General features: G+C 38.1%; 20 protein-coding genes. 17 read left to right on the plus strand and 3 right to left on the minus strand.

Annotation, left to right across the window (positions count from 1 at the left end; all coding sequences use genetic code 11):
- Window positions 1–8 precede the first annotated feature (8 nt).
- Both H4J69_RS05830 and H4J69_RS05835 read left to right on the plus strand, forming a co-directional pair.
- Window positions 9–425, plus strand: a complete 417-nt coding sequence (locus H4J69_RS05830) for a phosphate ABC transporter substrate-binding protein (protein ID WP_259367719.1) — start codon at window positions 9–11, stop codon at window positions 423–425.
- Between the two features lie 92 nt (window positions 426–517).
- A complete protein-coding gene (locus tag H4J69_RS05835) occupies window positions 518–2458 on the plus strand; it encodes an ATP-dependent DNA helicase RecQ (protein ID WP_182241722.1) in 1941 nt (646 codons plus the stop codon).
- Window positions 2459–2537: 79 nt separating this feature from the next.
- Here the strand turns inward: H4J69_RS05835 and H4J69_RS05840 are convergent, their stop codons facing one another.
- Together H4J69_RS05840 and ygfZ are read right to left on the minus strand one after the other, a co-directional pair.
- Window positions 2538–3029: a peptidylprolyl isomerase gene (locus H4J69_RS05840; protein WP_070374747.1), complete on the minus strand. Its 492-nt coding sequence runs from the start codon at window positions 3027–3029 to the stop codon at window positions 2538–2540.
- Between the two features lie 36 nt (window positions 3030–3065).
- Window positions 3066–4052 carry a tRNA-modifying protein YgfZ gene (gene ygfZ / locus H4J69_RS05845; protein WP_182213361.1) on the minus strand — a complete coding sequence of 329 codons (987 nt, stop codon included), beginning with the start codon at window positions 4050–4052 and terminating at the stop codon, window positions 3066–3068.
- Window positions 4053–4223: 171 nt separating this feature from the next.
- On the opposite strand from ygfZ, the gene H4J69_RS05850 reads away from it, so the two are divergent.
- Together H4J69_RS05850 and H4J69_RS05855 are read left to right on the plus strand one after the other, a co-directional pair.
- Entirely contained in the window at window positions 4224–4475 is a 252-nt protein-coding gene (locus tag H4J69_RS05850) for a succinate dehydrogenase assembly factor 2 (protein WP_070374745.1), read from the plus strand.
- A 43-nt stretch (window positions 4476–4518) separates the two neighbouring features.
- Window positions 4519–4809 (plus strand): hypothetical protein, encoded by a 291-nt coding sequence (locus H4J69_RS05855; RefSeq protein WP_182251847.1) that lies wholly within the window; start codon window positions 4519–4521, stop codon window positions 4807–4809.
- Window positions 4810–4848: 39 nt separating this feature from the next.
- Here the strand turns inward: H4J69_RS05855 and nadB are convergent, their stop codons facing one another.
- Window positions 4849–6447, minus strand: a complete 1599-nt coding sequence (nadB, locus tag H4J69_RS05860; RefSeq protein ID WP_182213364.1) for an L-aspartate oxidase — start codon at window positions 6445–6447, stop codon at window positions 4849–4851.
- Window positions 6448–6684: 237 nt separating this feature from the next.
- Between nadB and rpoE the strand changes: the two genes are divergently transcribed.
- From rpoE to acs, 13 genes are all read left to right on the plus strand, one after another.
- On the plus strand, window positions 6685–7263 hold the full coding sequence (rpoE, locus tag H4J69_RS05865; protein WP_146797811.1) for an RNA polymerase sigma factor RpoE: 579 nt from the start codon (window positions 6685–6687) through the stop codon (window positions 7261–7263).
- 82 nt (window positions 7264–7345) lie between these two features.
- Window positions 7346–7966 carry a sigma-E factor negative regulatory protein gene (locus tag H4J69_RS05870; RefSeq protein ID WP_182213368.1) on the plus strand — a complete coding sequence of 207 codons (621 nt, stop codon included), beginning with the start codon at window positions 7346–7348 and terminating at the stop codon, window positions 7964–7966.
- On the plus strand, window positions 7966–8928 hold the full coding sequence (locus tag H4J69_RS05875) for a MucB/RseB C-terminal domain-containing protein (RefSeq protein ID WP_182213370.1): 963 nt from the start codon (window positions 7966–7968) through the stop codon (window positions 8926–8928). The genes H4J69_RS05870 and H4J69_RS05875 overlap by 1 nt, the downstream gene beginning before the upstream one ends.
- Window positions 8925–9434 (plus strand): SoxR reducing system RseC family protein, encoded by a 510-nt coding sequence (locus H4J69_RS05880; protein ID WP_182213372.1) that lies wholly within the window; start codon window positions 8925–8927, stop codon window positions 9432–9434. Before H4J69_RS05875 ends, H4J69_RS05880 begins: the two co-directional genes overlap by 4 nt.
- 257 nt (window positions 9435–9691) lie before the next feature.
- Window positions 9692–11482 carry a translation elongation factor 4 gene (gene lepA, locus H4J69_RS05885; protein ID WP_182244226.1) on the plus strand — a complete coding sequence of 597 codons (1791 nt, stop codon included), beginning with the start codon at window positions 9692–9694 and terminating at the stop codon, window positions 11480–11482.
- Window positions 11483–11492: 10 nt separating this feature from the next.
- Window positions 11493–12413 (plus strand): signal peptidase I, encoded by a 921-nt coding sequence (gene lepB, locus H4J69_RS05890; protein ID WP_182213375.1) that lies wholly within the window; start codon window positions 11493–11495, stop codon window positions 12411–12413.
- Between the two features lie 2 nt (window positions 12414–12415).
- Entirely contained in the window at window positions 12416–13105 is a 690-nt protein-coding gene (gene rnc, locus H4J69_RS05895) for a ribonuclease III (protein ID WP_182213377.1), read from the plus strand.
- A gap of 17 nt (window positions 13106–13122) precedes the next feature.
- Window positions 13123–14034 carry a GTPase Era gene (gene era / locus H4J69_RS05900; RefSeq protein ID WP_070374735.1) on the plus strand — a complete coding sequence of 304 codons (912 nt, stop codon included), beginning with the start codon at window positions 13123–13125 and terminating at the stop codon, window positions 14032–14034.
- Between the two features lie 29 nt (window positions 14035–14063).
- Window positions 14064–14750 (plus strand): DNA repair protein RecO, encoded by a 687-nt coding sequence (gene recO / locus H4J69_RS05905; protein WP_182213379.1) that lies wholly within the window; start codon window positions 14064–14066, stop codon window positions 14748–14750.
- A 17-nt stretch (window positions 14751–14767) separates the two neighbouring features.
- Window positions 14768–15499, plus strand: a complete 732-nt coding sequence (gene pdxJ, locus H4J69_RS05910; RefSeq protein ID WP_182213381.1) for a pyridoxine 5'-phosphate synthase — start codon at window positions 14768–14770, stop codon at window positions 15497–15499.
- Window positions 15500–15623: 124 nt separating this feature from the next.
- Complete coding sequence (gene acpS / locus H4J69_RS05915) at window positions 15624–16004, plus strand: holo-ACP synthase (RefSeq protein WP_070374732.1); 381 nt, start codon at window positions 15624–15626, stop codon at window positions 16002–16004.
- 120 nt (window positions 16005–16124) lie between these two features.
- Window positions 16125–16370 (plus strand): hypothetical protein, encoded by a 246-nt coding sequence (locus tag H4J69_RS05920; protein WP_182213382.1) that lies wholly within the window; start codon window positions 16125–16127, stop codon window positions 16368–16370.
- A 313-nt stretch (window positions 16371–16683) separates the two neighbouring features.
- On the plus strand, window positions 16684–18630 hold the full coding sequence (gene acs, locus H4J69_RS05925; protein WP_182244225.1) for an acetate--CoA ligase: 1947 nt from the start codon (window positions 16684–16686) through the stop codon (window positions 18628–18630).
- The last annotated feature ends 49 nt before the right edge of the window (window positions 18631–18679 follow it).

The raw sequence follows: 18679 nt of genomic DNA on the forward strand, positions 1-18679 counted from the left end.
GATTGATGATGAAATATATAAAAGTCACTGCGATCTTACTTTCAATAGGCTTTAGTTTAACGGCTTCTGCCGATATTGCTGTTATTGTGAATCCGGCTAATTCTAGTACGCTTACCGACAGAGACATATCTCGGATTTTTTTAGGTAAAAATAAGAAATTTACTAACGGTGCTTCTGTCATGGCAGCCAATTTAAAAGATGAAAGTCCCGCTCGAGAAGAGTTTGAAAGCAAAGTGTTGCAAAAGACTAGCTACCAAGTTAAATCTTATTGGGCTAAGCTAATTTTCTCTGGTAAGGCGAAACCTTTAGCAGAATTTGATAATGATGCCGATGTGTTAAGTTTTGTTGCTGATAACCCTGATGCTATTGGCTATATCGATGCTGCTAATGTCAGTGATAAAGTTAAAGTGATTAAAACCTTTTAAGTAACTCTGTTATTATAAAACGAGTATCAACAGTGATTTTCAATTGACTGTTGGTACTCGTTTTTTTTTAATTCATTTAATAGGTATTTCTTGTGTCATCTCTTGTTAACTCACTCAAGCAAATCTTTGGTTTTGATGCCTTTCGTGATGGACAGCAGCAAACGATTGAGCAGCTCCTCAATAGCCAATCTTCTCTCGCTATATTTCCAACTGGCTCAGGTAAATCATTATGCTATCAATTAGCGGCTATAGAACTACCTCACTTAACTATTGTTGTTTCTCCCTTGCTGGCGCTAATGAAAGATCAATTAGCCTTTTTAGCGACGAAAAATATAGCAGCGGCAAGTATCGATTCAACATTAACGCCACAGCAAAATCAGCAAGTCATGGCGGATACGCGTTCAGGTAAAATAAAAATTCTTATGGTGTCGGTTGAGCGTTTTAAAAATGAGCGTTTTCGCCAATTTATTGAGTCAGTAAATGTATCTATGTTGGTTGTTGATGAGGCACATTGTATTTCTGAATGGGGGCATAACTTTCGCCCCGATTATTTAAAACTCCCTAACTATCGCCAAGAACTCAACATTCCGCTGGTGCTTTTGTTGACCGCCACAGCGACCAAAAAAGTCAAGCAAGATATGGCCACTAAATTCGCTATCTTACCAGAGCACATCGTACAAACAGGCTTTTATCGTCAAAATTTAGATTTGTCGGTGTTAGCGGTTTCAACAAAAGATAAAAATCAACAATTGCTAACAAGTATCGCTGATCAAACCGGTTGTGGCATTGTATATGTGACTTTACAGCAAAGTGCTGAGTATGTGGCAAACTTTTTGACGCAACAAGGTTTGAATGCGCAACCTTATCACGCCGGATTTATAAGTGAAAAACGACAGAAAATTCAAGAAGATTTCATGTCGGGAAAAGTACAAATCATCGTGGCTACTATTGCTTTTGGCATGGGCATAGATAAAGCAGATATCCGCTTTGTTATTCATTATGATTTACCCAAGTCAATTGAAAATTACAGCCAGGAAATTGGCCGAGCAGGGCGTGATGGTTTAGCATCAAATTGCATTACCTTGGCAAATTTAGATGGGCTAAATACCGTTGAAAATTTTGTTTTTGGTGATACACCCGAACTGAGTGGTATTGAATGTGTTATAAAAAACATTCAACAAGAATGCCAAAATGATCGCTGGGAATTACAAGGTTTATCGCTGTCAAATGCCAGTAATATCCGCCAATTACCCATGAGAACCTTACTTGTTCAGTTAGAGCTGCAAGGCGTTATTAAACCGCTATTTTCATATTTTGCCGATTTTAAATATAAATTTACCACCAATAAAGACGAAGTGTTAAATTTATTTGAAGGTGAGCGCAAAGATTTTCTTGCGACTATTTTTAAATACAGCGGCTTTAAAAAAGTATGGGGAGAGCCAGACTTTGATGCACTATTTCAGCATTATGGCTGTGACCGTGGCCGAGTGATTGTGGCTTTGGAATACCTACAAGAGAAGCAATTAATCACCTTGGAAACAAAAAAAATCACTGAAGTATTTAGTGTTAACAAGGCCTTATTGTCAGCTAATATACTTGCTAAGTCACTACATGATTATTTTGTCGAAAAAGAAGAAAAAGAAATAAAACGTATTGCGACACTGGTGCGCTTCTTTGAATTATCCTCTTGCCTAAGTCGAAATTTATCCTTGTACTTTAATGATAAAAACACCCCTGAAAATTGTGGACATTGTTCAGTATGCCGTGGAAACGTTGCTAAGCTAAGTTACTCACAAGAAAGTATTCTGCCAGATGACACTGCGATAGTTGACATGCTAACGGCACTTATTGAACATATGTCGACCAAGCACAAAGGTGTTTTATCTTTAGAAACGATGTGCCGATTTTTAACTGGATTAACCGTGCCGCTTTTTAGCCGTAATAAAATAAAACAGTTATCTGGTTTTGGCTGTTGTGAAAATATTCGCTATCAAGAAGTGCGTGAAAAAGTGATCAGTGTGATGAATATTTAGCGGCAAATAATTAATAAAAAAGCGAAATATAAGTACATATATTTCGCTTTTTATTTTTCAAACTCAGTATTTATGAGGATTAGTCGTGGTTGTGGCCACAACCCCCTTCACCATGGACATGTCCATGTTTCAATTCATCTTCTGTGGCATCACGGACTTCTAAAATTTCTACATCAAACTTTAAATCAATGCCTGCCAAAGGGTGATTTCCGTCAACAGTTATTTCATCATCAGTGACATCTATAACAATAACTGTTTGCTCACCATCATCAGTCGTTGCACGTAATTGTGAACCAACCGCAAGATCTTCAACACTTTCGAACATACTTTTTGGTACGGTTTGTACAAACTCATCGTGGCGATCGCCATAAGCATTTTCAGCGCTAACTGCGACTTCGAATTTATCATCAACAACATGATCTGTTAAAGCATCTTCTAAGCCCGGAATGAGATAACCTGTACCGTGAATGATAGATAAAGGGCTGTGATCATAAGAGCTGTCGATGAGTGTGTCTTCGCTGTCGGATACGGCATAGTGTAAAACGACAACTTTGTTTTCTGAAATTTTCATGATATGTCCTAAATTTTAAATAAATGTAACTCGCGACTATTCCGCTAAGTTATAAGGCAATTCTACTAAGCTTAATGCTGAGTTTTCGTGGTTTTTAATCCGTAAGTTTGTGGTGCTATCGATATCGCTGGCTAAAACAGCCTGCAGATAATAAATGCCATCATCACTAATATAGCTCGCTAAGATGTCACCAGCTTTACGCCAGTTTGCACCTAACTGTTGCTCAATAATATCACCTGCTTGCAAGGTTATTAACTCATTATTTGCTGATTTACTCTTTAACGAAAATAAAGCGCGTTTGTTTTTTCCTAAATACTGCATTCGAGCAACAGTCTCTTGTCCTAAGTAACAGCCTTTAGTAAAGCTTATGCCGTGAATTGCTTGTAAATTCAACATTTGTGGCACATAAGAAGCAACTGTTTCTGGTGCTAGTAAAGGAAAACCTTCATTAATTTCGATTAAATTCCACAGCGCTTGAGAATAAGTGACTAAGGCAAAGTCATTAATAATTTTTTCAGCAGCCTTCGCCTCATCAATTATAAGATAACGTTTTAATTTTCCCGCGAGGTAGACAATAGTGGTACTACCGACTTGTAAAACCGGTGTTAAACTATTAGGTAATTCAACAAACTGTTGATGGAGTATTTCTGTTGCCTTTTTTCCTGCAACCGCATAAAAAGCTAAATCTGTGGCTTGTTCAATGGTTACTTTGGCAAATACGCCAAATTTCTTCAGTTCGGCTAATGATTGGCTAATACTGGTTTTAGGTTGTAAAAGTAAATGAATATTTTGACGATTTATCAATCTAAACACTGAAAAAACTTTACCTTTAGCGTCGCAATGACCACCCAATAATAAGTTATTATCTGTCAGTATATTTACATCGCAAGTCACTTGTCCTTGTAGGTATTTACTTTGTTCTGCTCCATGTACAGCAATTGCACCATATTCAGCTAAACTAATGATACAAGCATCAGGAAGGTTATCGTAACTAGGTAAAGTATTTTCAACAGAGATTGTCATAATTAAATTGGCATTTTTGTTTTATTGATAGGTTAAATAATGAGGACTTTCTTGTGAAATTCAAGGTGTATATGATATTCGTTAGTTTATTTTTCTAGATCTGATAAACAATATTGTAATGGCAAATGACTTTGTTAGAATAAGCCTAAATTTTATTTTACTGGGTGTTACATGTCTTTAACTGATAATAAACCGCGTTTAAGATGGGCTTGCCGTCGTGGAATGCTCGAATTAGATATACTTTTTATGCCTTTCGTTGAAGAGGCTTATGATTTGCTCTCAGAAAAAGAGAAGCTAGTTTTTGAACGTTTACTGGAAGAGCAAGATCCGGAATTATTTGCTTGGTTTATGGGGCATCAAGTTTGTGAAGACAAAGAACTCAACGCTATGGTGCAACTTATCCTTAAACGAGTTAAAGTTTAATATAGTTGTTGAGCATACGCATAATAAATTTAATTTTATGCGAATGTTCTATACTGAACCTAACAGTTTTACTCTTGATATAATGGGTGAATGCCAGTTTTCGGCTAAAGGTAAAAGACAGTTAAGCGCGTCTAGTCGTATTGGTTTTTGGGGGTGTTGGTTGGTCTTTGAAGATAATTTACCAGCACAAGTTACCTGGCTGAAAAATAATTTTTTAAAAAACTGTCTCGCGCAACTGAATTTACCCAGCTACTTTATTTTAAAAACGAGTTTGTCTGCTAAACATTATTCAAGGTTATGCCGTGTTATCGTCAAGTTAAATAACCCAACTTAGGGTGATTAAACCTTTGATAACTCAGCATAACACTTATTATTAAGGACGTAGAATAGTTGGGGTTGCTACCTGACTTAATTCAGGATAATCAAGCGTGTAGTGCAAACCACGGCTTTCTTTACGTTCCATCGCACATCTAATAATTAATTCAGCTACTTGTACTAAGTTTCTTAATTCTAGTAAATTATTACTGACTCGAAAATTTTGATAGTAATCTTCTATTTCTCTTTGCAACAATTCAACACGGTGCAGCGCTCTTTCTAAACGTTTTGTTGTTCTGACAATACCGACATAGTCCCACATAAATAATCGCAGTTCATGCCAGTTATGTTGTATAACAACTTCTTCATCAGAATTTGTAACGCGACTTTCATCCCAAGCGGGTAACGCAACAATACTCTGTTGACGGTCAATTTTTTGTTCTATGTCTAATGCCGCTGCGCGAGCAAACACTAGGCATTCTAATAACGAATTACTCGCCATACGATTAGCGCCATGTAAACCGGTATAAGCGACTTCGCCAATAGCATACAAGCTCTCGATATCTGTTTTACCTTGCTTATTAATCATGACACCACCACAAGTGTAATGGGCAGCAGGTACAACGGGCATAGGTTGTTTGGTAATATCGATGCCTAAAGATTGAGTTTTTTCATAGATATTAGGGAAGTGTTGCTTAATAAAATCAGCAGGTTTGTGGCTGATATCTAAATACATACAATCAGCGCCGAGGCGTTTCATTTCAAAATCAATAGCGCGGGCAACAATATCTCGAGGTGCAAGTTCGGCGCGTTCATCGAAGCTTGGCATAAATCGACTGCCGTCAGGGCGACGTAAAATAGCCCCTTCGCCGCGTAATGCTTCCGTTAACAAAAAATTTCCTGCATCAGGATGGAATAAACATGTCGGATGAAATTGGTTAAACTCCATATTAGCGACACGGCATCCTGCTCGCCACGCCATTGCTATACCATCACCGCTGGCAACATCAGGATTTGAAGTATATTGGTAGACCTTACTTGCACCACCCGTCGCTAAAATGGTTTTACGGGCAAATATACGTTCAACGCATTCGCTATTTCGGTTCCAGATGTAGGCGCCAATGCAGCGCTTTTGCTGGTTATTGGTATCGTTTGGTTGTTCACAGACTAAATCAACAGCATTGTAGCGTTCAAAGATTCGAATACGGGGATGATTTTTAACTTGGTCGACTAACGTGGTCTGAATGGCTTGACCTGTGGCGTCAGCAGAATGAAGAATTCTGCGATGGCTATGACCACCTTCACGGGTTAGATGGTAACGTAACTCACCTTTTTCATCTTCTTCTTGATCAAAGTCAACACCTTGGCCAATTAGCCATTCCAAACATGCTCGCGCATTTTCAGCGGTAAATTGCACTATTTCTTGGTCACACAAGCCTGCACCAGCAATTAAAGTGTCATTTACATGAGCAGCAACACTGTCATTCTCATCAAAAACAGCAGCGACACCTCCTTGGGCGTAAAAGGTTGAACCTTCATTAACCAAGGATTTGCTGAGTACAACGATATCGGCATTATTTGCTAAATGTAAAGCAAGCGTTAAACCCGCGGCACCGCTACCAATAATTAATACGTCACAGTTGTGTTGTTTGTTCATAAAGTTATGATTTTAATGTATTCTACATATAGCAGGAATCTTAACGGTTATTCACCTGTGGTAACAGATAAAATGGGCTGTATTTAGAAATAAACACGAAATTTGGATAGTTTTATGACTTATTTTAATTTTTTTCGAACTTTTTCAAATTAGTGTAGTCCTACTTGATGTGTTTACCATGAGCCAAATGTTGAACCGGATTTTAGAAGTAAGTAATAATTAGGAGTATTGGCTCAGATGAGCGAAATAAACGTTGACCAAAAATTGGTTGAACGAGTACAACGCGGAGATAAAAATGCTTTTAACCTTCTGGTGACAAAGTATCAGCATAAAGTAGCAAATTTAGTGTCGCGTTATGTAAAAAATCACAGTGATGTACCCGATATAGTTCAAGAAGCATTTATTAAGGCATACAGAGCTTTACCTAATTTTAGAGGGGATAGTGCTTTTTATACTTGGCTTTATCGTATAGCCGTTAATTGCGCAAAGAACCATATGGTGGCGAGTAATCGAAAACCACCGGGCTCTGATATAGAAGTAGAAGATGCTGAAATTTATGATTCAGGTGAAGCTTTGCGAGAAAATGCTTCTCCTGAAAAGTTATTATTAACCAATGAAATCAAAAAAGTTATTTTTGATACCATTGAACAACTACCCAATGATTTGCGAACGGCAATTAACCTTCGAGAGTTAGAAGGGTTAAGTTACGAAGAAATAGCACATATTATGGATTGTCCTGTTGGGACTGTCCGTTCGAGAATATTTAGAGCTCGAGACGCGGTAGATAAAAAAATTAGGCCATTATTACAAAGCTAGCTATTAAGAGTAGATTTTTGGTATAGAAGATAAAATTAATTTAATTCACACGAATGTAAGTGTTAATTTTTAAGGTGTATATATGAGTGAAGGTAAGTTTGAAACAGTGTCATCTTGTGTTGATAATTTTCAACATAATGATAAAACGTTTGATGATATTATCAACGATGAACATTTGTCGACTACTTGGGATCGTTATCATTTAATTGGAGATGTTTTACGTAATGACACCCCCGATGTTTTACAACTTGATTTATCTGCTGAAATAGCAAAAGCGATTGCCGCTGAGCCGACCGTTTTGGCACCGAAAACGACTAATGTTTTCATGCTTAAGTTAAAAAATAAAGTGGTCGAGTTTGCTAAACCCTTTGGCCAATTAGCGATTGCTGCTTCAGCCGCAGGTTTAATGGTTTTAGGTGTACAAAGTAATGTTGCACAAAATAATGAAACTATTTTACCTAGCCAAATAGTAAAAACTATTCCTATGGCAGGTTTCGCTGAACCGGTAAGCTTGAACTTTCAAGAACCAGACAGAGCTTCACAAAAGCAAGCTTTTATTGATCAACAACGTCGTTTTCATGCTTTGCTGTCTGATCACCAACAACAAATTAAATTAGGTTCACTGACGGTTGATACCACAAATACAGACAATGAAAGTGAAACAACTAGTATTGACAACAAAAAGGCAAATAAAAGTAATTAATGAAATTCTTAAGTTATGTTTTACTGCTGTTAAGCATCAGCTTTTCCGCGGTTGGTGAAGAAAGTGAGTCAGCAAAAGTTTGGCTCGAACGTTTATCTAGCGCATTAAATAAACTTAATTTTAGTACGTCTTTTGTTGTTGTAAAAAATAATCAAGCTCAGCCATATCACTGGTTTCATGGTGTCGATGAAAGTGGTAAAGAACTTGAGATACTTTCTTTACTCAATGGACCGCGTCGCGATATTTTACGCAAAGGCAACGTAGTTAGCTATATCGAACCTGAACTGCCTCCTTATTCAGTAACTTCTCAACAAATTAGTGGTCCTATTCCTGCTATTTTAGCGGGCGATATTTCTCGATTAGAAAATATTTATGATTTTATTTCTGTTGGCCGAAGTCGTGTATTAGGCCGACCTGCACAATTGATCAGAATAGAAGCAAAAAATACCCACCGTTATGCCTATTGGCTTTGGTTAGACCAACAATCAAGTATGCTATTAAAGTTGTCTATTGTGACGAAACAAGGCCAACAATTAGAGCAGATTCAGTTTACGCATCTTGAGATCACAGAAAAACCTTCAGAAAGTGTCTTACAGTTAAATGAGACTGAACTTCCTGTGCTAGTTGATATTCCTGAAGAATACCAACAGCAAGAACTGCAATGGGATGTTAACTGGTTGCCAGAGGGCTTTACGCAAATTAACGCTAATCGACATAAAATATCACTAACAAAACAACCAGTTGAATTTATGCTGTTGAGTGATGGCTTAGTCGATATTTCAATTTATGTTAATGGTAGTCAAGAAAAACAACGCAATGCGGACTTTGTTATGGATGGAGCTACTTTGGTGTTAAACCAAGTGAGTGATGGTATTGAAGTGAGCATTGTCGGAAAAATACCGTTTAAAACAGCGAAAGCTATTGCCGACGCTATCACGATAAAGCCACCTCAAAAACCATGATTGAAGAAAACGCTACTGTTGTTGCCATAGAATTAACGGCGGATAAAAATGCCGGTCTAACCGCTATGCATAAAGTGACCGTGGAAAGCCAAATCAAATCAAGCTGCAGTGGCTGTAAACAGGTTGATAACTGTGGTAGTGGTCAAGTGGCTAAAGCTTTTCCACAAGCCAAACTTAGCTTAGAATTAGAAACTGAATTAGCGGTAAAAGTTGGTGACACTGTGGTCTTGGGTTTATCAGACAAGCATTTACTATTAACCGCTTGGCAAGTTTATCTATGGCCATTGTTAGGGCTAGTCATCGCGTCAGTATTTGGCCAATGGTTGGTTGAAAATAGCATATTTAGCCACGAGTTATTTGCGATAGCGTTAGGTGTATTGGGCGGATACATAGGTTTTTCGCTCGCGAGGCACCAACAAAAACGTGGTAAATATTGTAATTTGTTAATCCCAAAAATTCTCCGTATACATAACTCGATGATCAATATTGTCGAAATTACTGATTAAAATTTTTGCGACTGATTCTGTGTCCAGTACAAGTCTTTAAAGTAGACGCTTCTGCGTAATAGATATTAGCCATTAAAGAACTATTATTTGCTACTAATGCCTAGTAATTTACCTATTTTAGACTTGCTTAAACCTCTATCTCGAAGTAGAACGGCTATATACACAAGTTAACACAACATAAAGATAGCCCCAGCGCGCTAAATTCGCTAAAATCTCACCCTATTGAATTAACCACAGCATTATTTGAACTTCCATTTATGAAAAATATACGTAACTTTTCAATTATCGCCCATATCGATCATGGTAAATCTACACTTTCTGATCGCTTGATCCAACATTGTGGTGGCTTACAAGAACGTGAAATGGAAGCACAAGTCCTAGATTCTATGGACATTGAGCGCGAGCGCGGCATCACGATCAAAGCGCAAAGTGTTACGCTTGATTACCTAGCCAAAGATGGTGAGACGTATCAGCTTAACTTTATCGATACGCCAGGTCATGTTGATTTTTCTTATGAAGTTTCGCGTTCACTTGCTTCTTGTGAAGGTGCCTTGCTTGTTGTGGATGCCGGACAAGGGGTTGAAGCACAAACCGTTGCCAACTGTTATACCGCCCTTGAAATGGATCTAGAAGTTATCCCAATTTTAAATAAAATTGATTTACCTCAAGCGGATCCAGATCGCGTCAGCGAAGAAATTGAAGATATCATTGGTATTGATGCGACAGGCGCAGTGCAGTGTTCTGCAAAAACTGGCTTAGGTATCGAAGATGTTTTAGAAACTATCGTTGCCAATATCCCGGCACCAACTGGCGATCCTTCGGGTAACTTACAAGCCTTGATCATTGATTCTTGGTTTGATAATTACCAAGGCGTTGTTTCATTAGTGCGTGTGATGAATGGCGAAGTGAAAAAAGGCGATAAAATGGTGGTCATGTCGACAGGACAAGTTCACCAAATTGATAAAGTCGGAATATTCACACCAAAACAAAAAGAAACGGGTATTTTAAGAACCGGTGAAGTTGGTTTTATTATTGCTGGTATTAAAGAAATACATGGCGCGCCAGTGGGCGACACTATTACCATTCATAAAAAAGAAGCTGCAAAAGCGCTTGCCGGTTTCAAAAAAGTTCAACCGCAAGTTTATGCTGGGATTTTCCCAATAAGTTCTGATGACTACGAAAATTTCCGTGATGCGTTGAACAAATTAAGCTTAAACGATGCTTCTTTGTTTTTTGAGCCAGAAAACTCATCTGCGCTTGGCTTTGGCTTTCGTATTGGTTTCCTTGGTATGTTGCATATGGAGATTGTTCAAGAGCGTTTAGCACGTGAATATGACCTTGACCTTATTACAACAGCTCCTACGGTTAACTATGAAATTGCTTGTACCAACGGTGACGTTATATCTATTGATAACCCTGGCGATTTACCGGCTATCAACAGTATTGACGAAATTCGTGAACCTATCGTTGAAGCCAATATCTTAGTACCCCAAGAACACTTAGGTAATGTTATTACTTTATGTATTGAAAAACGTGGTGTGCAAAAAGATATTATTTATCACGGAAAACAAGTAGCGGTAAGATATGAGCTACCTATGGCTGAAGTGGTCATGGACTTTTTTGATAAGTTAAAGTCAACGAGTCGTGGTTATGCTTCACTAGATTATAACTTTATCCGCTTCGAAGCTGCCGACATGGTGCGCGTTGATGTGATGATTAATGGCGATCGCGTTGATGCTTTAGCAATGATCACCCACAGAGGTAACTCGGTTGCACGTGGCCGTATGCTCGTCGATAAATTAAAAGAACTTATTCATCGTCAAATGTTTGATATTGCGATTCAAGCGGCGATTGGTAATAACGTTATTGCCCGTACTACCGTTAAACAACTACGAAAAAATGTTACGGCAAAATGTTATGGTGGTGATATTTCTCGTAAGAAAAAACTACTGCAAAAACAAAAAGATGGTAAAAAACGTATGAAGCAAGTTGGTAACGTTGAAGTACCGCAAGAAGCGTTTTTAGCTGTACTTAAATTAGAAAGTTAGTAGGGAAGTTATGGCTGTTTATTTTTCAATATTTCTCGTTATTATTACTAGTATCACTGGCATTGTTTGGTTAGCTGATAAGTTTTATTTAGCGCCGCAACGTAAATTAAAATTAGCTGACGCTCAAGCCCAATGTCAAGAAGTATTGCCAGCTGAGGTTATCGCTAAATTAGCAGAGCCTTCAGCAATTGTTGATACGTCGGTACAAATATTTCCGGTTATCGCTTTTGTTTTGATTTTACGTTCTTTTTTATGGGAACCGTTTCAAATACCTTCGGGCTCTATGATGCCGACATTACTTGATGGAGATTTTATTTTAGTCAATAAATTTGTTTATGGATTACGCGATCCAGTTGCACGTAATAAATTTATTGAGATCGGGCTACCAGAACGTGGCGATGTGGTGGTATTTAAATATCCACAAGACCCAAAGATTGATTATATTAAGCGTGTTATTGGTTTGCCTGGCGATAGAATTATTTATCGTAACAAATCCATATATATCAAGCCTGCTTGTCAAGAAAGTGACGTTAAATGTCCAGACTTTGAGCAAGTAATCAACACCTTTAAAAAAGAAGATGAGTCACCTGACGGTTCATATGGCCTGAGTCGTTACACAGCTGATATGCCAAACAAGACACATGATATTTTAATGGATAATCAAATACTGCCACGCACGCAGCATTTTTATCAACAGAAAAATACCCAACGCGATGAGTTCTTTGTACCTGAAGGTCATTATTATGTGATGGGTGATAACCGTGACAATAGTCTTGATGGACGCTTTTGGGGATTCGTACCCGAAGAAAATCTTGTTGGCGAAGCCGTAGCAATTTGGATGAGTTTTGATTTTGATCGTGACGAAGATAGTTTTTTACCAAAGTGGATACCGACTAATGTCAGGTTTTCACGTTTGGGTGGAATAAACTAATCGTGAAAAGCTCAGCAGTCGCACTAACTAGACTCAGTAAAAAGTTAGGATACACCTTTAATGATAATGACTTATTGCTTCAAGCATTAACACACCGAAGTGCTAAAGGAACTCATAACGAACGTTTAGAATTTCTTGGCGACTCCATTCTTGGTTTTGTCATTGCTGAAGTACTTTATCAGCAATTTCCTTCTCATGACGAAGGAGATTTAACACGCATGCGTTCGAGCCTTGTGCGAGGTGTTACCTTAGCTGAAATTGGCCGAGGCTTTAATTTAGGCGATTACTTAATTTTAGGCCCAGGTGAATTAAAAAGTGGGGGACATCGTCGAGATTCAATTTTAGAAGATGCCGTTGAAGCGATTATCGGTGCTGTTTATTTAGATTCAGATAACGACACGACTAAAGCATTAGTGCTTAGCTGGTTTGCTGAACGACTAGACATTATTAAACCCGGTAACGAACAAAAAGATCCTAAAACACGTTTACAAGAATATTTACAAGCACGTAAAATTGCTTTACCACTTTATGAAGTCATTCACACCAGTGGTCAGTCTCATAATCAACAGTTTACTGTGCGATGTACAACCAAGGTGATAAACACCGAAGTGGTCACTAAAGGCACTAGCCGTCGTAAAGCCGAACAAGCCGCAGCGCAACAAGTACTCGCGCTCATTTTTGATAAAAAATAACTCAGCGAAATATTATCATGACAAGTGAAAATAAACATTGTGGCTTAATTGCTATTGTCGGTCGTCCTAATGTTGGTAAATCAACATTGCTTAACAGCTTGTTAGGTCAAAAAATTAGTATCACCTCACGCAAGCCACAAACGACACGCCATCGTATTTTAGGAATTTTAACAGAAGAAAATAAACAAGCGGTATTAGTTGATACTCCTGGTTTGCATTCTGATGAGAAACGCGCGATTAATCGCTTAATGAATCGTGCTGCAAGTAGCTCAATAGCAGAAGTCGAATTAGTGGTTTTCTTGGTTGAAGGAACACATTGGACAACTGATGACGAACTTGTGCTTAGCAAGATAAAAAAATCTGGCGCACGTTGTATCTTAGTGATTAATAAAATCGATAATGTCCAAGATAAGGAATCATTATTACCTCACTTGCAGAAATTAGGCGAGAAGCACAACTTTAGTGATATCGTACCTATCTCTGCAGCGAAAGGCGATAACGTTGATACCATTCGTCAACTTTGTCTTAGTTCACTGCCTGAAGGTGATTTCTGGTTCCCAGATGATTATGTTACTGACCGTTCAAGTCGTTTTATGGCTTCTGAAATTATTCGTGAAAAACTTATTCGTTTCACCGGTGATGAATTGCCTTATTCAACAACGGTTGAAGTTGAACAATTTAAAATGGACGAAAAGGGTATCATCCATATTAATGCGCTAATTTTAGTTGAACGAAAAAGTCAAAAGCGTATGGTTATAGGTAATGGTGGAGAGCGACTTAAAACAATTGGTCAAGAAGCTCGTCGTGATATGGAAGCGCTTTTTGAACAGAAAGTGTTTCTTGAAACTTGGGTGAAAGTGAAATCTGGCTGGGCTGATGATGAACGTGCACTGCGTAGTTTAGGCTATGGGGATGAATATTCAGGTTAGACTTCGAACCGTCTACTGGACTAAAAATAATGGAAGAATTTGAGCAAAGTGCTTTTTTATTGCATTCACGACCCTATCGTGAAAATCAAATATTGCTTGAATTCTTAACCGCTCAACAAGGAAAAGTGTCTGCTATTTCTTATTTAGGTAAGTCCTTAAAATCTAATAAAAAAGCTTTATTACAACCTTTCTCGCCACTAAAAATTGTTTTGAAAGGTCAAGGCAGCCTCAAGTATTTACAACGTGTCGAACCCGAAAGAAAATCCTACCAGCTCAGTGGTAATTACCTCTACAGTGGCTTTTACCTTAATGAGTTACAAGTGCGTCTACTGGGTGAACATATCCCTTATGACGAACTTTTTTGTCAATATCAACAAAGCATTGAACAATTATCGGAACAACGTTCAATTGAATTTATATTGAGAAATTTTGAAAATAGATTACTAGAAGAATTAGGGTTAACTATTGATTATTCGCCGATATTTTCAGAAAATAATAATCGTTATCATTATTTCCCTGAACAAGGTTTTGTCCCGATAATAAGCAAGCAGGTACAGACTGGTTATAATGCTGAGCATTTAAAAGCGATAGCCGAAGAAGATTTATCATCTAAAGACGTAATGCAAACGTATAAAGTGCTGATGCGGCAAATTATTAATCATTTACTTGATGGTAAACCACTAAATAGCCGGAAATTATTTACAAAAAATTCATAAATTTAAGAGATATAAAAATGAGCGAACTATTATTAGGCGTTAATGTTGACCATATTGCTACCTTACGAGAAGCAAGGGGCACAAATTATCCTGATCCAGTCTATGCTGCATCAGTAGCAGAGCACGCTGGAGCCGATGGCATTACCGTCCATTTACGTGAAGACCGCCGTCATATTCAAGACCGTGATATCTATGTACTAAAGCAAACATTGCATACCCGAATGAATTTTGAAATGGCGGTTACTGATGAAATGTTGGCCATAGCCTGTGAGGTTAAACCGGTATTTTGTTGTCTAGTCCCTGAAAAACGTGAAGAATTGACGACTGAAGGCGGCTTAGACGTTGTTGGTAATTTTGATAAAATTAGCCGTGCAGTTTCACAACTAACTGCAGCAGGTATAGAAACAAGTTTATTTATTGATGCTGATAAAAGCCAAATTGATGCTGCTATTGCAAGTAAAGCTCCTTATATTGAAATTCATACCGGCCATTATGCTGATGCAAAAAATGAACAAGATCAAAAAATTGAATTGATCCGTTTAATTGAAGGCATTAAATATGCGCATGCCAATGGTTTGAAAGTTAATGCTGGGCACGGCTTAAATTACTTTAATGTTAAACCTATTGCGGCAATTGAAGAGATAATCGAACTCAACATTGGTCATGCTATTATTGCTCGAGCGGTGATTGACGGATTAGACAAGGCTATTCGCGATATGAAACAGCTAATGAGAGAAGCGCGTAGTTAACTTTTAGAGCACAGCGCTTAGAAACTACCCGGCAGAGCTAATAAAGTTCTGCCTTATTTAACGAAGTGAAGCTAAATTAAATGTTAAGACAACATTTATCTAGCGCTTAAAAAAGTGATTCATTATGTCTGTAGTTGGCATCGGTACTGATATTATTGAAATAAGCCGTATAGAAAAAATGGCGATTAAGGTGCGAGACCGATTAGCGCTTCGTGTGTTAACGCCAATAGAATATGAAAAATACCAATCGTTAAAAACCCCTGCATTATATTTAGCCAAGCGCTGGGCAGGAAAAGAAGCCGCATCTAAAGCGCTTGGTACCGGCATAGCCAACGGGGTTTCATTTCAAAATTTTGAAATAAAATCATTAGCTTCTGGTCAGCCACAACTACTACTAAGTGGTCGTGCAGCAGAGTTAGCAACTGAATTAGGGGCTGAAAACTGGCACATTTCGCTCTCTGACGAAGCATTATATGCTACCGCGTTCGTGGTACTTTCTCGCTAGTTAACGCAATAATAAAATCTTTGTTGGTAAAATCTGTTCTATACTTACGTTAGGCACCGCTGTTTATCTGGGCTATATTGATACAATGACGTTAGTATTTATTTAACGGGTGGGTAAGTTATGCAACAACAAAAGCAACCTTTCAATGAGAGAAGGCACGAATCTCCTGAGCATTCAGTTTGGTGGGAGAAACTGACACTCGCTCAAAAATTTTCAGCAGGTAGTCTTGGTAAGTTTGGCTATGAATTGCTTTTTATACGTAATAATAATGGACGTAGCATTGCTGTATTATCAAATAATAGTGGTACTGTTATCATTACCGAAGATGGTGAAATTGACGGTTCACCCGATATCACTATTCGTTAACGTATCTATTTAAAGACTCCTAGTCCGCTAATAGCAATTTATTTTGCTTTTTTTTAACTTGAAAATGACAGCGTTGTCATTATTGGGTTTCAATGTTAATCTTATTAGTAGACAATTATCTTTTTTCATTTTAATGGAAATTTAATAAGGCGTATTCGACTTTAGTTGAGTAGTCGCACTAATTAACTTCCTATATGATGTTATCACTGTTTTAAAAATAACCTCAAAATCTATTAGTGCTTAGATGAATATCAATAGCATTTAAGCAATAATCAACTTGATATAATATCAAGTCAGCAATGAAGGACTCAACATGAAAGAATTGAAAAGCTGTTATCCAGTTTTAGAACAAGCTAAAGCACACACTCATATTGATAGTGCAACATACGATGCGATGTACAAGCAATCGATTGAACAACCTGATGTATTTTGGGCTGAGCAAGCTGAAAAATTTCTTGATTGGTATAAACCTTGGGACAGTGTCAGTGATGTTGACTTGAAAACGGCTGATATTAAATGGTTTTCTGGTGGTAAATTAAATGTAAGTTATAACTGTATTGATCGTCACTTAGCTACTAAAGCCAATGATACAGCTATCATTTGGGAAGGCGATGATCCCAGCGACGACAAAAAAATTACTTATCAAGAATTACATGATCATGTTTGTCGTTTAGCGAACTTATTAAAAGCACGTGGTGTTAAAAAAGGTGATCGTGTTTGTATCTATATGCCGATGATCCCTGAAGTGGGTTATGCCATGTTAGCCTGTGCTCGAATTGGCGCGGTACATTCTGTTGTTTTTGGTGGTTTCTCAACTGAAGCTATACGCTCACGAGTTGCTGATGCTGATTGCCAAGTTGTTATCACTTCTGATGAAAGCTTACGTGGCGGTCGTGTTATTCCACTGAAAGTGAACGTTGATGAAGCTGTTGCCGAATGCCCCAATGTACATACGGTTATTGTTGTTGCTCGCACCGGTGGTGATGTCGCATGGAATGACAAAATAGACATCAGTTATGAAGAAGAAGTTGCCAAGCAATCAGCCGTTTGTGAACCAGAGGTCATGGATGCAGAAGATCCATTGTTCATTCTCTATACATCAGGTTCAACAGGCACACCAAAAGGTGTTTTACATACCTGTGGTGGTTATTCGCTCTATGCCGCGATGACTCATAAATATGTTTTTGACTATAAAGATGGCGAAATTTATTGGTGTACAGCAGATGCAGGTTGGATCACCGGTCACTCTTATATTTTCTATGGCCCGTTAGCTAACGGTGCAACTACACTAGTATTTGAAGGGGTACCTACTTACCCGGATGCTGGACGTTTCTGGCAAATATGTGAAAAACATAAAGTTAATATTTTTTATACTGCACCTACTGCGATAAGAGCCTTGATGAGTATTGGCGACGATTTAGTCCATCAATCAGATCTTTCATCGTTGCGTTTACTCGGTACGGTTGGCGAACCTATTAACCCTGAAGCTTGGCATTGGTATTATGAAGTGGTTGGTAAGTCTAACTGTCCTATTGTCGATACTTGGTGGCAAACAGAAACGGGGGGTATTTTAATTACTTCATTACCCGGTGCTGTTGATATGAAACCAGGTGCAGCAGGTAAACCCTTTTTTGGTGTTCAGCCAGCATTGTTTGATAAAGAAGGTAATACACTTGCAGGTGCTGACCAAGGTTTGCTAATGATAACGGGTAGTTGGCCTGGGCAGTTACGTACAGTTTATGGCGATCATGATCGTTTTTATCAAACCTATTTAAGCCAATACCCTGGTAATTATTTTACTGGAGATGGTGCACGTCGTGATGAAGACGGATTTTATTGGATCACTGGGCGTGTTGATGATGTCCTTAATGTTTCGGGCCATCGTTTAGGTACTGCTGAGATCGAAAGTGCTTTAGTGCTTCATCCTGCTGTAGCTGAAGCTGCTGTTGTTGGTTATCCACATGAAATTAAAGGCCAAGGTGTTTATGCTTATGTGACTTTAATGGCTAGTGCCAGTGAATCACCAGAGTTACTGAAAGAATTAACTGAGTTTGTTGCTAAGGAGTTAGGCCGTTTTGCAAAACCTGATTATATTCAGTATGCACCTGGCTTGCCAAAAACACGTTCTGGTAAAATAATGCGTCGCATCTTACGTAAAATTGCTGAAAACGATATTGATACCTTAGGGGATACATCGACCTTGGCAGATCCTAGCGTTGTAGAAAACTTAATAAGTAATCGAATTGTTCACGCTAGTTAGTCACTAACAAGCACTTAATTAAAAGCGCCTTAGGGCGCTTTTAATGTTT

Source organism: Colwellia sp. BRX10-9 (assembly GCF_014077405.1).
GTDB lineage: Bacteria > Pseudomonadota > Gammaproteobacteria > Enterobacterales > Alteromonadaceae > Colwellia_A.

Bases quoted from the DNA above. Each gene is read 5' to 3' on its own strand.
- H4J69_RS05830 (WP_259367719.1), top strand. From the start codon at position 9: ATGAAATATATAAAAGTCACTGCGATCTTACTTTCAATAGGCTTTAGT.
- H4J69_RS05840 (WP_070374747.1), bottom strand. From the start codon at position 3,029: ATGAAAATTTCAGAAAACAAAGTTGTCGTTTTACACTATGCCGTATCC.
- ygfZ (WP_182213361.1), bottom strand. From the start codon at position 4,052: ATGACAATCTCTGTTGAAAATACTTTACCTAGTTACGATAACCTTCCT.
- H4J69_RS05850 (WP_070374745.1), top strand. From the start codon at position 4,224: ATGTCTTTAACTGATAATAAACCGCGTTTAAGATGGGCTTGCCGTCGT.
- H4J69_RS05855 (WP_182251847.1), top strand. From the start codon at position 4,519: ATGTTCTATACTGAACCTAACAGTTTTACTCTTGATATAATGGGTGAA.
- nadB (WP_182213364.1), bottom strand. From the start codon at position 6,447: ATGAACAAACAACACAACTGTGACGTATTAATTATTGGTAGCGGTGCC.
- rpoE (WP_146797811.1), top strand. From the start codon at position 6,685: ATGAGCGAAATAAACGTTGACCAAAAATTGGTTGAACGAGTACAACGC.
- H4J69_RS05870 (WP_182213368.1), top strand. From the start codon at position 7,346: ATGAGTGAAGGTAAGTTTGAAACAGTGTCATCTTGTGTTGATAATTTT.
- H4J69_RS05875 (WP_182213370.1), top strand. From the start codon at position 7,966: ATGAAATTCTTAAGTTATGTTTTACTGCTGTTAAGCATCAGCTTTTCC.
- H4J69_RS05880 (WP_182213372.1), top strand. From the start codon at position 8,925: ATGATTGAAGAAAACGCTACTGTTGTTGCCATAGAATTAACGGCGGAT.
- lepA (WP_182244226.1), top strand. From the start codon at position 9,692: ATGAAAAATATACGTAACTTTTCAATTATCGCCCATATCGATCATGGT.
- lepB (WP_182213375.1), top strand. From the start codon at position 11,493: ATGGCTGTTTATTTTTCAATATTTCTCGTTATTATTACTAGTATCACT.
- era (WP_070374735.1), top strand. From the start codon at position 13,123: ATGACAAGTGAAAATAAACATTGTGGCTTAATTGCTATTGTCGGTCGT.
- recO (WP_182213379.1), top strand. From the start codon at position 14,064: ATGGAAGAATTTGAGCAAAGTGCTTTTTTATTGCATTCACGACCCTAT.
- pdxJ (WP_182213381.1), top strand. From the start codon at position 14,768: ATGAGCGAACTATTATTAGGCGTTAATGTTGACCATATTGCTACCTTA.
- acpS (WP_070374732.1), top strand. From the start codon at position 15,624: ATGTCTGTAGTTGGCATCGGTACTGATATTATTGAAATAAGCCGTATA.
- H4J69_RS05920 (WP_182213382.1), top strand. From the start codon at position 16,125: ATGCAACAACAAAAGCAACCTTTCAATGAGAGAAGGCACGAATCTCCT.
- acs (WP_182244225.1), top strand. From the start codon at position 16,684: ATGAAAGAATTGAAAAGCTGTTATCCAGTTTTAGAACAAGCTAAAGCA.